Origin of the sequence: Amycolatopsis sp. NPDC088138 (genome assembly GCF_044741685.1) — a bacterium.
In the GTDB taxonomy this organism is placed as follows: Bacteria; Actinomycetota; Actinomycetes; order Mycobacteriales; family Pseudonocardiaceae; genus Amycolatopsis.
On record NZ_JBIUTB010000007.1, the window covers coordinates 463,853 to 476,672 of the forward strand.

General features: G+C 71.3%; 14 protein-coding genes. 8 read left to right on the forward strand and 6 right to left on the reverse strand.

The features are described 5' to 3' along the window. The first annotated feature begins 47 nt into the window (after positions 1-47). A complete protein-coding gene (locus ACIOD2_RS38825; protein ID WP_400549850.1) occupies positions 48-434 on the forward strand; it encodes a TetR/AcrR family transcriptional regulator in 387 nt (128 codons plus the stop codon). On the opposite strand, the gene ACIOD2_RS38830 is transcribed toward ACIOD2_RS38825, so the two are convergent. Beyond that, positions 391-1,062 carry a TetR/AcrR family transcriptional regulator gene (locus ACIOD2_RS38830; protein WP_400549852.1) on the reverse strand — a complete coding sequence of 224 codons (672 nt, stop codon included), beginning with the start codon at positions 1,060-1,062 and terminating at the stop codon, positions 391-393. The genes ACIOD2_RS38825 and ACIOD2_RS38830 overlap by 44 nt on opposite strands. A gap of 128 nt (positions 1,063-1,190) precedes the next feature. Between ACIOD2_RS38830 and ACIOD2_RS38835 the strand changes: the two genes are divergently transcribed. After that, on the forward strand, positions 1,191-1,637 hold the full coding sequence (locus ACIOD2_RS38835; RefSeq protein ID WP_400549854.1) for a nitroreductase family deazaflavin-dependent oxidoreductase: 447 nt from the start codon (positions 1,191-1,193) through the stop codon (positions 1,635-1,637). Here ACIOD2_RS38835 and ACIOD2_RS38840 read toward each other — a convergent pair. The 4 genes from ACIOD2_RS38840 to ACIOD2_RS38855 all read right to left on the reverse strand — a co-directional run bounded on the left by ACIOD2_RS38840 (position 1,627) and on the right by ACIOD2_RS38855 (position 4,453). Continuing rightward, a complete protein-coding gene (locus ACIOD2_RS38840; protein WP_400549856.1) occupies positions 1,627-1,827 on the reverse strand; it encodes a hypothetical protein in 201 nt (66 codons plus the stop codon). The two genes, ACIOD2_RS38835 and ACIOD2_RS38840, sit on opposite strands and share 11 nt — an antisense overlap. Positions 1,828-1,836: 9 nt before the next feature. Then, complete coding sequence (locus ACIOD2_RS38845; protein WP_400549858.1) at positions 1,837-2,502, reverse strand: response regulator; 666 nt, start codon at positions 2,500-2,502, stop codon at positions 1,837-1,839. Next, on the reverse strand, positions 2,499-3,653 hold the full coding sequence (locus tag ACIOD2_RS38850) for a sensor histidine kinase (protein ID WP_400549860.1): 1,155 nt from the start codon (positions 3,651-3,653) through the stop codon (positions 2,499-2,501). Before ACIOD2_RS38850 ends, ACIOD2_RS38845 begins: the two co-directional genes overlap by 4 nt. 134 nt (positions 3,654-3,787) lie before the next feature. Then, the gene (locus tag ACIOD2_RS38855; protein WP_400549862.1) at positions 3,788-4,453 is read right to left on the reverse strand and encodes a hypothetical protein; all 666 of its coding nucleotides are present in this window, start codon (positions 4,451-4,453) and stop codon (positions 3,788-3,790) included. 174 nt (positions 4,454-4,627) lie between these two features. Here ACIOD2_RS38855 and ACIOD2_RS38860 point away from each other — a divergent pair, with 174 nt between their 5' ends. Both ACIOD2_RS38860 and ACIOD2_RS38865 read left to right on the forward strand, forming a co-directional pair. After that, positions 4,628-5,377 carry a response regulator transcription factor gene (locus tag ACIOD2_RS38860; protein ID WP_043776006.1) on the forward strand — a complete coding sequence of 250 codons (750 nt, stop codon included), beginning with the start codon at positions 4,628-4,630 and terminating at the stop codon, positions 5,375-5,377. Next, entirely contained in the window at positions 5,355-6,863 is a 1,509-nt protein-coding gene (locus tag ACIOD2_RS38865) for a sensor histidine kinase (protein WP_400549865.1), read from the forward strand. Before ACIOD2_RS38860 ends, ACIOD2_RS38865 begins: the two co-directional genes overlap by 23 nt. A 1-nt stretch (position 6,864) precedes the next feature. Here the strand turns inward: ACIOD2_RS38865 and ACIOD2_RS38870 are convergent, their stop codons facing one another. Then, positions 6,865-7,467, reverse strand: coding sequence for an O-methyltransferase (locus ACIOD2_RS38870; RefSeq protein ID WP_400549867.1), 603 nt, complete (start codon positions 7,465-7,467; stop codon positions 6,865-6,867). Positions 7,468-7,556: 89 nt separating this feature from the next. On the opposite strand from ACIOD2_RS38870, the gene ACIOD2_RS38875 reads away from it, so the two are divergent. From ACIOD2_RS38875 to ACIOD2_RS38890, 4 genes are all read left to right on the forward strand, one after another. Next, positions 7,557-9,449, forward strand: a complete 1,893-nt coding sequence (locus ACIOD2_RS38875) for a glycosyltransferase family 39 protein (protein ID WP_400549869.1) — start codon at positions 7,557-7,559, stop codon at positions 9,447-9,449. 632 nt (positions 9,450-10,081) lie between these two features. Next, complete coding sequence (locus ACIOD2_RS38880) at positions 10,082-11,092, forward strand: ABC transporter substrate-binding protein (RefSeq protein WP_400549871.1); 1,011 nt, start codon at positions 10,082-10,084, stop codon at positions 11,090-11,092. Beyond that, complete coding sequence (locus ACIOD2_RS38885; protein ID WP_400549873.1) at positions 11,089-12,027, forward strand: ABC transporter permease; 939 nt, start codon at positions 11,089-11,091, stop codon at positions 12,025-12,027. Before ACIOD2_RS38880 ends, ACIOD2_RS38885 begins: the two co-directional genes overlap by 4 nt. Next, positions 12,024-12,812, forward strand: a complete 789-nt coding sequence (locus ACIOD2_RS38890; protein WP_400549875.1) for an ABC transporter ATP-binding protein — start codon at positions 12,024-12,026, stop codon at positions 12,810-12,812. Before ACIOD2_RS38885 ends, ACIOD2_RS38890 begins: the two co-directional genes overlap by 4 nt. Positions 12,813-12,820 lie beyond the last annotated feature (8 nt).

Genomic DNA, 12,820 nt, shown 5'->3' on the forward strand with positions numbered 1-12,820 from the left:
TGCCCGCCTTCCGCAGTTGCCTACCGCGCGACGGTACCGTCTCGGCCGTGGCAGGGAAGCGCCTGACGCGGGCGGAAAGCCGCGAAGTGACCAAGGCGCGGCTGCTCGACGCGGCGGCCGGGTTGTTCGCCGAGCACGGGGTCAACGGCACGTCGGTCGAGCGGATCGCCGAACGCGCCGGGTACACGCGCGGCGCGTTCTACGCCAACTTCGAGGACAAGGGTGAGCTGGTCGCGGCCCTGTCCGGCCGGCGGCTCGAGGGCGTCGAGGGCTTCCTGCTGCGGACCGAGCTGACGCTGTACGCGCTGCGGAACCCCGGTCGCGCCGAGCGGACCGTGCGCGAGCTGCTCGAAGGCCTGGTGCGGGACGCCACCGAGGTCCTCGAGCGGCCTACAGACCCACGAACTCCGCCATCCGCCTCGCCGAGTGGGTGAAGAACTCGTCGGCCGGGTCGACACTGCCGACGTACTGGCCGAACAGGTCGAAGTTGATCGCCCCGAACAGCTGGGTCCACGCCATGAGCAGCCGGGCCACGGTCTCGGGACCGGCGACGATCCCGATCGCCTTCGTGAGCGTCTCGGCCTGGGCGCGCAGCCCGGGCGCGACGTCGCCGTCGATCGCCCGCAGCTCGGTGTGCGTGAGCACCTTGACCAGGGCCAGCGCGACGCGGGCGGCCGGCGCGACGGTGTCCTGCGGGGCCTCGTACCCGGGAATCGGTGAGCCGTAGATCAGCGCGTACTCGTGCGGGTGCGCTTTCGCCCACGCGCGCGTCGCCTGCCAGATCGCGAGCCAGCGGTCGCGTGGTTCGCCCTTGCCGGGGTCCCCGGTTTCCGCGGCTTCGCCGATCGCGTTGTAGGCGTCGACGATCAGGTCGGTCAGCAACCGGTCGCGGCTGGGGAAGTAGCGGTACAGCGCGGACGAGACCATGCCCAGCTCACGCGCGACCGCGCGCAGGGACAGCCCGTTCGCGCCGACCTCGGCGAGCTGGCGGCGGGCTTCGTCCTTGATCTCCTGGGTGAGTTCGGCGCGGGCACGTTCGCGCGCGGTCCGGGTGGCGGTCATGGTCGTCAGTGTGCCATGTGCGAGAGCGCTGAACAAAATCGAGAGCACTGCTCTTGACAGTGCGCAGCGGAAGGGTGTTCACTGCTCTTAACCGAGAGCACTGCTCTCCCAAAACTTCGGAGGACACCGTGACCGAGACCCGCTACCTCAAGCCCGCCAAGTCCACCAACGTCTTCAACGAGCTGGTCGCGAAGCTGACCAAGATGGGCGTGAGCCTGCTGGGCAGCCGGGTGCTGACCGTGGTCGGCCGCAAGTCCGGCGAGCCGCGCTCGACCCCGGTCAACCTGCTGACCATCGACGGCGTCGACTACCTCGTCGCGGCGCGCGGCGAGACGCAGTGGGTGCGCAACCTGCGTGTCGCGGGCCAGGGCCAGCTGCGGGTCGGACGGCGCGAGGACACCTTCACCTACCGCGAGCTGGGCGACGACGAGAAGCCCGCCATCCTGCGCGCCTACCTCAAGCGCTGGAAGTTCGAGGTCAGCGCGTTCTTCGAGGGTGTCGACGCCAAGGCGTCGGACGAGAAGCTGCGCGAGATCGCGCCCGGCTACCCGGTCTTCGAGATCTTCACGAAGTAGTTTTGCGCCGCCGCGTCACGTTCGCCGCGACCAGGACGACCCCGACCAGGAACGCGACGAGCCCGATGAGGAACCACAGCTTCTGGCCGGTCATGAAGCTGCCGGTGATGACACCGAGGCCCTGCAGCACCCAGACGGCGCCGACGAGCACGAGCACAACCCCGACCGCGAAGGTGATCCAGCGCTTCATCGGCCCAGTCTATGCAGGTCGCTCGCCGGGGACGAGCTTGTGGCGGTAGGCGTAGACGACGGCGTGCACGCGGTCGGGCAGCCCGAGCTTCGAGAGCACCCGCGACACGTGCGTCTTCACCGTCTCCTCGCCGACGTGCAGCTGCCGCGCGATCTCCGCGTTGCTGCAGGCGTTGGCGAGCAGGAGCAGCACTTCCCGCTCCCGCGACGTCAGCCGCGCGAGCTCGGGCGGTTCGGCGGCCGTGGGCTCCAGCACCGAAGCGAACTTCGCGACCAGCCGCCGGGTCACCGACGGGTCGATCAGCGCGTCACCGCGGGCCGCCACCCGCATCGCCGCGACCAGCTCCTCCGGCGCCAGGCTCTTCAGCAGGAACCCGCTCGCCCCGGCCCGCAGCGCGCGGTAGACGTACTCGTCGGCGTCGTAGGTGGTCAGCACGATGACCCGGGTGTCGTTGCCCGGCGCGGAAAGGATCGCCTCGGTCGCGGCGAGGCCGTCGAGGCGGGGCATCCGGACGTCGAGGACGGCGACGTCCGGGCGCAGCCGGGCCGTCTCGGCCACCGCCTCGCGGCCGTCGGACGCCTCGCCGACGCAGGTGAAGTCGGGCTGGGTGTCGAGCAGCGCGCGCATCCCGGAGCGGAACATCGCGTGGTCGTCGGCCAGCAGGACGCGGATCATGTGCTCTCCACCGGGAAGGTCGTGCGCAGCTGCCACCGCGTGCCGTTTTCGCCGTAGGTGACCTGGCCGCCGAACAGCGTGACGCGCTGGCGGATCCCGGCCAGGCCGCGGTGCGCGTGCTCGCCCCGGGAGGTGCGGCCGGGTCGCAGGTCGTTGGTCACCGTGAGCACGATTTCGGTGCGGCCGTGGTTTAGTTCGACTTCGACCGGGCCCTCGCCGTGGCGCAACGCGTTCGTCAGCGCTTCCTGCGCGATCCGGTACAGCGCGACGTCGAGCGAACCGGGCAGCTCGCGCGGTTCGCCGAGCAGCGTCAGCCGGATCGGCAGGCCGGCCGCGCGGACCGTCTCGACCAGCTCGCCGAGGTTGTCCAGACCGGGCTGGGAGGCGGTGTCTTCGGCGTGCAGGAGGTCGAGCAGCCGGCGCAGGTCGGCCATCGCCGAACGGCTCGCGGACTCGACCGCGCCGAGGGACTTGCGCACCGGCGAATCGCCTTCGGGCAACCCGAGCCGGGCCGCGCCGGCGTGCACGCCGATGGCGCTGACGTGGTGGGAGATGACGTCGTGGAGGTCGCGCGCGATCGTCGTGCGCTCCTCGGTGACCGCCCGGCGCACAGCTTCTTCTTCGTGCTGACGGCGTTCGTCCGCCGCGCGCTCGAGGTCGGCGATGTAGGCGCGCCGGGCCGTCGTGTACCGGCCGACCAGCCACGGCAGCAGCGCGCTCACGCTGACGCTGACCGCGATCAGCCGCAGATCGCTCGCGGTCCGGCCGCCGCCTTCGATGCAGCCCGCGGTGACGCCGGCGAGCATCGCGAGGAGCGCGAGCACCGCCGGTTTCGGGCGCAGCCACGCGCCCGCGCGGTACCCGGCGATCAGGATGCCGGCGTTGTTGCCGACGACGTACCCCGCGGTGGCGCTGATCAGCAGCGGCGAGGCGGCGAACAGCACGGCGTGCGCCAGCGACACCCAGCCCGAGTACCGGGCCGGCCCGGCAAGCGCGGCGTTGACCGCGACGCCGGCGAACAGCACCGCCCACGGCTGCCAGTGGCCGTTGCCGAGCGTCCCGCGGACGCTGAACAGCAGCGCGTCACAGGCGACGCAGACCACCGCGACGAGCAGCGACTGCCGCCGCAGTGACCCGCTGATGTCGTACACGCCCGCAACTCTGCCCTAACCGGGCTGCCGCAGGTCCCGAACGCCCCAATGCGGCCTTCGGTGCGTGAGACGCACCCAAGGCGGCCTTCGGTGCGTCTGACGCACCCAATGTGGCCTTGGGGCGTTCGGGAGCGTCAGTTCGTGGGACGGCCCGGGTAGTCGCCGCCGCGGCGCTGGCCCGGCTGGCGCTGGCCGCCGGCGCCCTGCTGCAGCGCCTGGCCGAGTGACGTGGCCGTCGCGGTCTGGCCGTTGACCTTCGCCACCACCGTGACGTTCGTGTCGCCCTGTTTCACGTCGCCCGTCTTCTGGGTCGAGCCGTCGAGCGTGTACGTCTGCTTGTAGCCGTCCTTGCTGGTCAGCGTCACGGACGTGGCGCTCAGCGCGGTGACGTCGCCGGTCTGCAGCCGCTCGGTCGTGTAGCCGCCGTTCTGGTCGGCCACGACGAAGTCGCCGTGCAGGGCCTCCCGCAGCGCGGCCATGCCGCCGAACTGGCCGCCGCCGAAGTTGCCGCCGGGACCCTGGCCGCGGAACTGGCCGCCACCGGGTCCGCCCGGGCCGCCGAAACCGCCGGGGCCACCCTGCTGCGCGGAGTTGTCGGCGCTGCTGGTGCCCGCCCAGATCGCCGCGCCGCCGCCGGCCGCGATCACCACGGCGATGCCGGCCGCGATCGCCGTCTTCTTGCCGGACCAGCCCTTCTTCGGCGCGGCCGCCGCGGGGTCGCCCCAGTTCGCCGCGGCCGGTTGGCTCGCGGGTGCCGGCTCGCCCTGCGGCGGGGTGTTCGGCGTCGGCTCGGTCGTCATCGTGTCCTCCGGTCGTACCCACACTGGTCCAGGCCAGGCTCGCCGCCGTGGCTGTGTTTGAGCTGTGCGAAGCGTCAGCGGGTGCTGTGGCTCCTTTACCCAGGCGAAGGACCTCACAGGGAACGCACAGCGAGCCCACAGCGAACCCTGTGGCCGGACCGGGAAGGTGGCACTATGACCGCTATGAACGCCACGTCACCAGGCCCTGGCAAGGCCGATCTGCGCCGCGCCGACGGGAGTCCCGTCCGGGTCCTCGTCGTCGACGACGAGGCGACGCTGGCCGAGCTCGTCTCGATGGCCCTGCGGATGGAGGGCTGGGAGGTGCGCAGCGCGGGCGACGGCACGGAGGCCGTCCGGATCGCGCGCGACTTCCGGCCCGACGCGGTCGTCCTCGACGTCATGCTCCCCGACTTCAGCGGCCTCGAGGTGCTGCGGCGGATGCGGTCCGAGGCCCCGCACCTGCCGGTGCTGTTCCTCACCGCGAAGGACGCCGTCGAGGACCGGATCGCCGGGCTGACCGCCGGCGGCGACGACTACGTCACCAAGCCGTTCAGCCTCGAAGAGGTCGCGCTGCGCCTGCGCGCGCTGCTGCGCCGGGCGGGCGGCGTCACCGGCGCGAGCGGGTCGACGCTGGTCGTCGGCGACCTCACCCTGGACGAGGACAGCCGCGAGGTGCACCGCGGCGGCGACCTGGTGCCGCTGACCGCGACCGAGTTCGAGCTGCTGCGCTACCTCATGCGCAACCCGAAGCGGGTGCTGTCGAAGGCGCAGATCCTGGACCGCGTGTGGAGCTACGACTTCGGCGGCCAGGCCAACATCGTCGAGCTCTACATCTCCTACCTGCGGAAGAAGATCGACGCCGACCGCGAGCCGATGATCCACACCATGCGGGGCGCCGGGTATGTCCTCAAGCCAGCGGGCTGAGCGGCGGCGGTTCCGGACGCAGCGGCCGTGGTCGCTGCGGCGGCGGCTGATCTTCCAGCTCGCCGCGCTGCTCGCGCTCGTGTGCGTCGTCGTCGGCGTCGTCACGGAGTTCGCGCTGAGCGAGTTCCTCAACGGCCAGCAGGACAACCGGCTCGCCGCGGCCACCGAACGCGGCCACGGCGGGGAACGGCCGCCCTGGATGTACGGCGACACCCCGCCGCCGGATCCGCTGCGGGCGCTCGGCCAGGGTGACGGCACGCTCGCCGTCGTCCAGAAGGGCTCGGTCGCGCAGGCCGGGGTGCTCGACTCGAGCGTGGCGTCGCCGAACAAGCGGAAGGCGCCGCTCAAACCGGTCTCGACGGAGCAGGTCGTGGCCCTGCTGGCGATGCCGTCGGACGGGAAGCCGCGGAGCATCGACCTCGGCGGCACCCTCGGGGAGTACCGCGTCGTCTCGACCACGACGCCCAACGGCCAGCACACGGTCATCGGCCTGCCGCTCAAGGACGTCAACGAGACGCTCTGGCGGCTGGGCTTCATCCTCGGCGGCGTCGCGCTCGCCGGGATCCTGGTGGCCGGCGCGGTCGGCGCGGCGACGATCCGCCGCACGATGCTGCCGCTGGACAGGCTGGCCGCGACCGCGTCGCGCGTCTCCGAGCTGCCGCTGGACCGCGGTGAGGTCGCGCTGTCCGAGCGTGTCCCGGAGGCCGACACCAACCCGAACACCGAGGTCGGCAAGGTCGGCTCGGCGCTGAACCGGATGCTGCAGCACATCGCGAACGCGCTGACCGCGCGGCAGGCGAGCGAAAGCCGCGTCCGGCAGTTCGTCGCGGACGCGAGCCACGAGTTGCGGACCCCGCTGGCCGCGATCCGCGGGTACGCGGAGCTGACCCGGCGCAGCGGCGAGCAGGTGCCGCCGGACGTCGCGTTCGCGATGAGCCGCGTCGAGTCGGAGTCGCGCCGGATGACGACGCTGGTCGAGGACCTGCTGCTGCTGGCCCGGCTGGACTCGGGTCGCCCGGTGGTGCCGGAGTGGGTCGACCTGTGCCGCCTGGTGGCCGACGCGGTCGCGGACGCGCACGTCGCGGGCCCGGACCACAAGTGGCTGATGGACGTCCCCGGCGAGCCGATCGGCGTACTCGGCGACGCGGGTCAGCTGCACCAGGTCGTGATCAACGTGCTGGCCAACGCCCGCACGCACACCCCGGCGGGCACCACGGTGACGACCACTCTGTCCACTTCGGACGGTTTCGTGCGGTTGCGCGTGGCCGACGACGGCCCGGGCATCCCGCCGGAGATCCTCCCGGACATCTTCGAGCGCTTCGCGCGCGGCGACAACTCGCGTTCGCGGGCGGCGGGGAGTACCGGGCTGGGGCTGGCGATCGTGGCGGCGGTGGTGAGCGCGCACCGCGGGCGGGTCGGGGTGCAGAGCCGTCCGGGGCGGACGGAGTTCGAGATCGTCTTCGCGGAGGCTCCGGCGCCGGAGTAGCTCAGCCGGTGTAGCGGGCCACCACCGTGGCCAGGTCCGGAGTCAGCTGCAGTTCGGTGGCCAGCAGGTCCGGGTGCCGCAGCCAGTGCAGCCGCGGTTTGTCGGGCTCGCCCCGGAAGGCCGGGGGCCACGACGACATCGGCGTGAAGTCGTCGACGACCAGGCAGCCCCGCGGCCGTATCCAGTGGCGCGGTTCGAGTGGTGGTTCGGCACCTTTGCCCTGGCCGCCGCCGTCCAGGACCAGCAGGTCGAACGGCGCGGCCGTGGCCAGGCCGGTCCAATCGCCGTGGAGCAGCGTCACGTTCGGCACGTCGGCGAACAGTTCGGCCGCGGCTTCGTACCGCTCGGGATCGCGCTCGATGCCGAACAACTTCGTGCCCGGCCCGGCTCCGCAGGCCAGCCAGGCGAGGCCGACGCCGAAGCCGGTCCCGGTCTCGCCGATCGCGCCACCCGCGACTCCGCCCGCGAGCAACCGCAGCAGGCGGCCTTGGGCGGGCCGGCAGGACCACTCGAAACCCGCGTGCGCCGCTGCGAGCACCGCGCGACCCACCAAGCCGGGCAGGTCGGCTTCGTCCGCGTACTCCGCCGTGCCGTTCTCCGACATGGTTCACCTCACACGATCGTGGTCGATGCACAGCGGGGGCACAGGTTCGGCACAAGTTCACCACATGTGCCGCCGAGACGGTGGGTTTCATGACGACCACGCTGTCGGCGCCCGAACACGCCCAGCCCGCGCCCCCGGCCGCACCGGAACCACGGTGGATCAAGCCTTCCGTGGCCGCGCTGCTGCTCGGGACCGGGCTGCTCTACCTGTGGGACCTGGCGAAAACGGGCTGGGGCAACGACTTCTACGCGATGGCCGCCCAGGCCGGGACGTGGAGCTGGAAGGCGCTGTTCTTCGGCTCGCTCGACCCGGGCAACGTCGTCACGGTCGACAAACCGCCCTTCTCCCTGTGGGCCATGGGGTTGTCGGGCCGGATCTTCGGGTTCTCCAGCTGGAGCCTGCTGGTGCCGAACGCGCTCGCCGGCGTCGCGTCGGTCGGGCTGCTGTACCTGGCCGTGCGACGGCTCTCCGGGCCCGGTGCCGGGCTGCTGGCCGGGGCCGCGCTCGCGTTGACGCCGGTCGCCGCGCTGATGTTCCGCTACGACAACCCGGACGCCTTCCTCGTCCTGCTGCTGGTCGCCGGCGCGTACTGCGTCGTGCGCGCGCTGGACAAGGCCAGCACGTGGTGGCTGGTGCTCGGCGGCGTCGCGATCGGGTTCGGGTTCCTCGACAAGATGCTCCAGGCGTTCCTCGTGCTGCCGGCTTTTGTGCTGGCGTACGCCGTCGCGGCGCCGACGTCGCTCGGGCGCCGGATCGGCCAGCTGTTCGCCGCGGCCGGGGCGGTGCTCGTCTCCGCCGGCTGGTGGGTCCTGGTCGTCGCGTTGTGGCCGGTCGCCGACCGGCCGTACATCAGCGGTTCGACCGACAACACCGTGCTGGAACTGGCTTTCGGCTACAACGGCCTCGGCCGGATCTTCGGCGAGGGACGCGGTGGCGGCGGTGGCGGTTTCACGCCTCCGACCGGCACGGCCGCACGTGGCGGCTTCGGCGGGGGTGTGTTCGGCGGCCAGACCGGCCTGTCGCGGCTGTTCGGCGGCGAGTTCGGCGCCGAAGCGTCGTGGCTGCTGCCCGCCGCGCTGATCGGCCTGGTCGCGGGGCTGTGGTTCACCCGCCGCGCGCCGCGCACCGACCGGACCCGCGCGGCCCTGCTGATCTGGGGCGGCTGGACGGTCGTCACCGTGCTCGTCTTCAGCTACATGAGCGGCATCATCCACCCGTACTACACGGTCGCGCTGGCGCCCGGGATCGCCGCCACACTGGGGATTTCCGCGCGTGAGCTGTGGCGGGGACGGGCGAACTTCGCGGCCCGCGCGGTGCTCGCCGTGATGCTCGCGGTGTCCGCGGTCTGGGGCTTCGTGCTGCTCGCCCGGACGCCGGAGTGGCAGCCGTGGCTGCGGTACGCGCTGCTCGTGCTGAGTGCGCTCGCGGTGGTCGGGCTGCTCTTCGGCGCCGACCGGTTCCGGCGGCTCGGCCCGGCCGTCGCCGTCGTGGGGCTGTGCGGCGCGTTGCTCGGGACGGCGTCCTTCACCTTCGCGACGGCGGCGACGGCGCACTCCGGCGGCACGCCGTCGTCCGGCCCGGCCGTCGCGAGTGGACGCGGGTTCGGGGGCTTCGGTGGAGGTCGCGGCGGGTTCGGCGAGGGACAGGCCGACACCGCGGTGATCGACCTGCTGAGGAACACCACGACGAAGTGGGCCGCGGCGCAGAGCGGCGCGATGCAGTCGGCGGGCCTGGCCCTCTCGAGTGGACGGCCGGTGCTCGCGATCGGCGGTTTCAGCGGCAGCGACCCGGCTCCGACGCTGCAGCGGTTCCAGCAGTACGTCGCCGCGGGCGACATCCACTACTACGTCGCGGGCGGACGCGGCGGTTTCGGCGGGGGACGGGGCACGTCGGGCGAAATCCAGACGTGGGTGGAACAGAATTTCGCACCGTCGACGGTCGGGGGAACCACCGTCTACGACCTGACGAAATCGATCGGCTGACAGAAAAGGGAATTGTTTCAGGCTTGTTAACAGTGGCGGAATCATTCGGTGGCACCGGTGTCCGTGCGGTATTCGAGGATGCGGACACCTGTTCGAATGATGTCTCGGTCAGCGGGATGTTCCGAACGACTGTTCGCTCGTTCGTGGCGGCCCCGGTGATGATCTCGACACCCCGCGCCGACGTGTGACAACGCGGCCGTGCTGCCCGTGCGCCTGCACGGGCGGACCTCTTCCGGAGTGCGGTGATCTTGGCCGGGCGGCCGACAGAAACACGCGCGTACTTGATCTTCACCACCCGTGAAGGCGCTGGTAACCCTGCCTGAGCGTCACCCTTTCGGAGGCACCTGAAGGGCGTTGTGGGGATCTTGTCCTTCTCGCTAGAGTCTCCGCCGGGAGAGGGACAAGGGGTGGCCGATCCGGTGCGTGCGGTGCCGGGTTTTCACTGGGTGTAGGTACTCCGTGTCCGCGTTCTCTCGCCTTGACCCGATCAGGTGCGTCTGGAAGAGAGCAGCGATGACCGTGCGCGGTGGCGCAGCCTTGCCCGAACCACCTCCTCGTCGTCACGGCAGGTAGGCCCGGCTACCCCTTTGGTGTCGCTCCACTCCACTTCCCCCGCCTTCTGGAGTTTCGCTGTGACTTCCCGCCCTCGTCGTCTGCTGACGGCGCTCCTGACGCTGCTGACCCTTTTCGGGGTCACCGCGCTGTCCGGCTGCAGTGACAGTTCCGCCTCCGGCGACGGCGGCAAGATCACCCTCGGGTTCAGCGCGTGGCCGGGCTGGTTCCCCTGGCAGGTGGCGCAGGAGCAGGGGCTGTTCGCCAAGAACGGCGTGAACGTCGACCTCAAGTGGTTCGACAACTACACCGACAGCATCAACGCGCTTTCCAGCGGCGCGATCGACGCCAACAGCCAGACGCTCAACGACACGCTTTCCTCGGCGTCGGGCGGCGCGAAGCTCTCCATCGTGCTGGTAAACGACAACTCGACCGGCAACGACAAGATCATCGCGCGGGACGGGATCACCGCCGTCGCCGACCTCAAGGGCAAGAAGGTCGCCGTCGAGCAGGGCACCGTCGACCACTACCTCCTGCTGCTCGCGCTGCAGGAAGCGAAGCTGACCGAAAAGGACATCCAGCTGGTCAACCTGCCGACCGACGCCGCCGCGGCCGCGTTCGTCGCGGGCCAGGTCGACGCGGTCGGCGCGTTCGCGCCCTTCACCACCAAGGCCCTCGAGCGCCAGGGCAGCCGCGCGATCTCCTCGTCGGCCGAGTTCCCCGGCGCCATCCCGGACCACCTGGTGACGTCGCAGAAGCTGGTCAAGGAGCACCCGAAGGACGTGCAGGCGCTGGTCAACACCTGGTTCGACACGCTGACCTGGATCAAGAACAACAAGGACGCGGCGATCAAGATCATGGCCAAGCGCGGCGGTGTCTCCGACGAGGAGTACAAGACCTACGACGCCGGCACCACGATCTTCACGCGCCAGCAGAACCTCGACGCGTTCACCCCGGGTGTCACCGCGCAGCACCTCGACTTCTCGGCGAACAAGATCGTCGACTTCATCACGAGCACCGGCCTCGCCCAGCAGCGGCCGTCGCTCGACGGCCTCTTCGACGACCAGTTCGTGAAGGCAACGCCGCAGTGACCGGTCCGACCCAGCGCACCACCTCCAGCTCCCCGGCCGACGAACGCGCGGCCGAGGAGCTGGAGGCCGAGCAGGGGCTCGCCGAACGCGCCGAGGCCGGGCGGGGACGTCCCGGCTGGGCGCAGCTGCCGCGCCGGGCCGCGCCGAAACCCGCGTCGGCGCTGTTCTCCCTCCGCGCGCCGATCGGCTCGTCGGCCCGCTGGAAGCTGGCGGTGCTGTCGTTCGCGATCCCGTTGCTCGCCTGGGTCGTGCTCAGCGTGAGCGGCATCGTGGACTCGACGTTCCTGCCGTCCCCGGTCGCGGTCTTCCGCGCCGGGGTCGACATGGTGAGCACCGGCGAGCTGTTCGACGACCTGTGGGCGACCACGCAGCGGGTGCTCGAAGGCTTCGGCCTCGCGGTGCTCGTGTCGGTGCCGCTCGGCATCCTCATGGGCGGTTTCACCGCGGGGCAGGCGTTCTTCGAGCCGCTGATCGGGCTGCTGCGCTACCTCCCGGCGAGCGCGTTCATCCCGCTGCTGATCATCTGGCTCGGCATCGGCGAGCCGTCGAAGATCGCCATGCTCTTCATCGGGACGGTCTTCTTCAACACGCTGATGACCGCCGACGTCGTGCGCGCGGTGCCGAGCGCGCTGCTCGACGTCTCCTACACCCTCGGCGCGCGCCGGGGCGAGGTGCTGCGCAAGGTCGTCGTGCCGCACTCGCTGCCGGGCATGATCGACGCGATCCGGATCAACGCCGCCGCGGCGTGGAACTTCGTGGTCGTGGCCGAGCTGATCAACTCGCAGGCCGGCCTGGGCTACCGGATCGTGCGGGCGCAACGGTTCCTGCAGACGGACACGATCTTCGCGGTGCTCGTCGTGATCGGCGTCGCCGGGCTGACCATCGACGTCGTGCTGCGCCTGGTGCGCACCCGGGTCGGGAAGTGGACGGCATGACGCTGGAACTGCGGGACGTCGCGAAGGACTACACGGTCCGCGGCAAGGTGACGCGCGCCCTCGACGGCGTCGACCTCGAGGTGCTGCGCGGCGAGTTCGTCTGCGTCGTCGGCGCGAGCGGCTCGGGCAAGTCGACGTTGTTGTCGCTGGTGGCCGGGCTCGGCAAGCCGACCGAGGGCGAGATCCTGCTCGACGGTGTCCCGGTGACGGGCCCCGGCCCCGACCGCGGGCTGGTGTTCCAGTCCGGCGCGCTCTACCCGTGGCGCAGCGTCGAGAAGAACGTCGCGTTCGGACTCGAGCTGCTTTCGCTCGACCCGGCCGAGCGCGCCGAGCGGGTCGACTGGTACCTCGCCGAAACCGGGCTCGACGCGGTGCGCCGCTCGTTGCCGAAACAGCTTTCGGGCGGCCAGAAGCAGCGCGTCGCGATCGCGCGGGCGCTGGCGTGCGAACCGGAAGTCCTGCTGCTGGACGAACCCTTCGGCGCCCTGGACGTCCAGACCAAAGAGGACATGCAGGTGCTGATCCGCCGGATCTGGGCCGACACCGGCACTACGGTGCTGATGGTGACCCACGACGTCGAGGAAGCGGTGTTCCTGGGCGGCCGGGTCGTGGTGCTCGCGTCCGACCCGGGCCGGATCGCCGCCGACGTCGAGGTGGCGCTGCCGGCCGAGCGGGACCTGGGGGTCAAGCGCGAGCCGGAGTTCCTCGCGCTGCGGGCCCGGATCGAGGACCTGGTCCGGGAGCAGCACCGCGGCCACGTCAGCCGGGTGGCCGCGGTCGAGTGAGAACGTTG

Bases quoted from the DNA above. Each gene is read 5' to 3' on its own strand.
- ACIOD2_RS38830 (WP_400549852.1), bottom strand. From the start codon at position 1,062: ATGACCGCCACCCGGACCGCGCGCGAACGTGCCCGCGCCGAACTCACC.
- ACIOD2_RS38840 (WP_400549856.1), bottom strand. From the start codon at position 1,827: ATGAAGCGCTGGATCACCTTCGCGGTCGGGGTTGTGCTCGTGCTCGTC.
- ACIOD2_RS38845 (WP_400549858.1), bottom strand. From the start codon at position 2,502: ATGATCCGCGTCCTGCTGGCCGACGACCACGCGATGTTCCGCTCCGGG.
- ACIOD2_RS38855 (WP_400549862.1), bottom strand. From the start codon at position 4,453: ATGACGACCGAGCCGACGCCGAACACCCCGCCGCAGGGCGAGCCGGCA.
- ACIOD2_RS38860 (WP_043776006.1), top strand. From the start codon at position 4,628: ATGACCGCTATGAACGCCACGTCACCAGGCCCTGGCAAGGCCGATCTG.
- ACIOD2_RS38865 (WP_400549865.1), top strand. From the start codon at position 5,355: ATGTCCTCAAGCCAGCGGGCTGAGCGGCGGCGGTTCCGGACGCAGCGG.
- ACIOD2_RS38870 (WP_400549867.1), bottom strand. From the start codon at position 7,467: ATGTCGGAGAACGGCACGGCGGAGTACGCGGACGAAGCCGACCTGCCC.
- ACIOD2_RS38875 (WP_400549869.1), top strand. From the start codon at position 7,557: ATGACGACCACGCTGTCGGCGCCCGAACACGCCCAGCCCGCGCCCCCG.
- ACIOD2_RS38890 (WP_400549875.1), top strand. From the start codon at position 12,024: ATGACGCTGGAACTGCGGGACGTCGCGAAGGACTACACGGTCCGCGGC.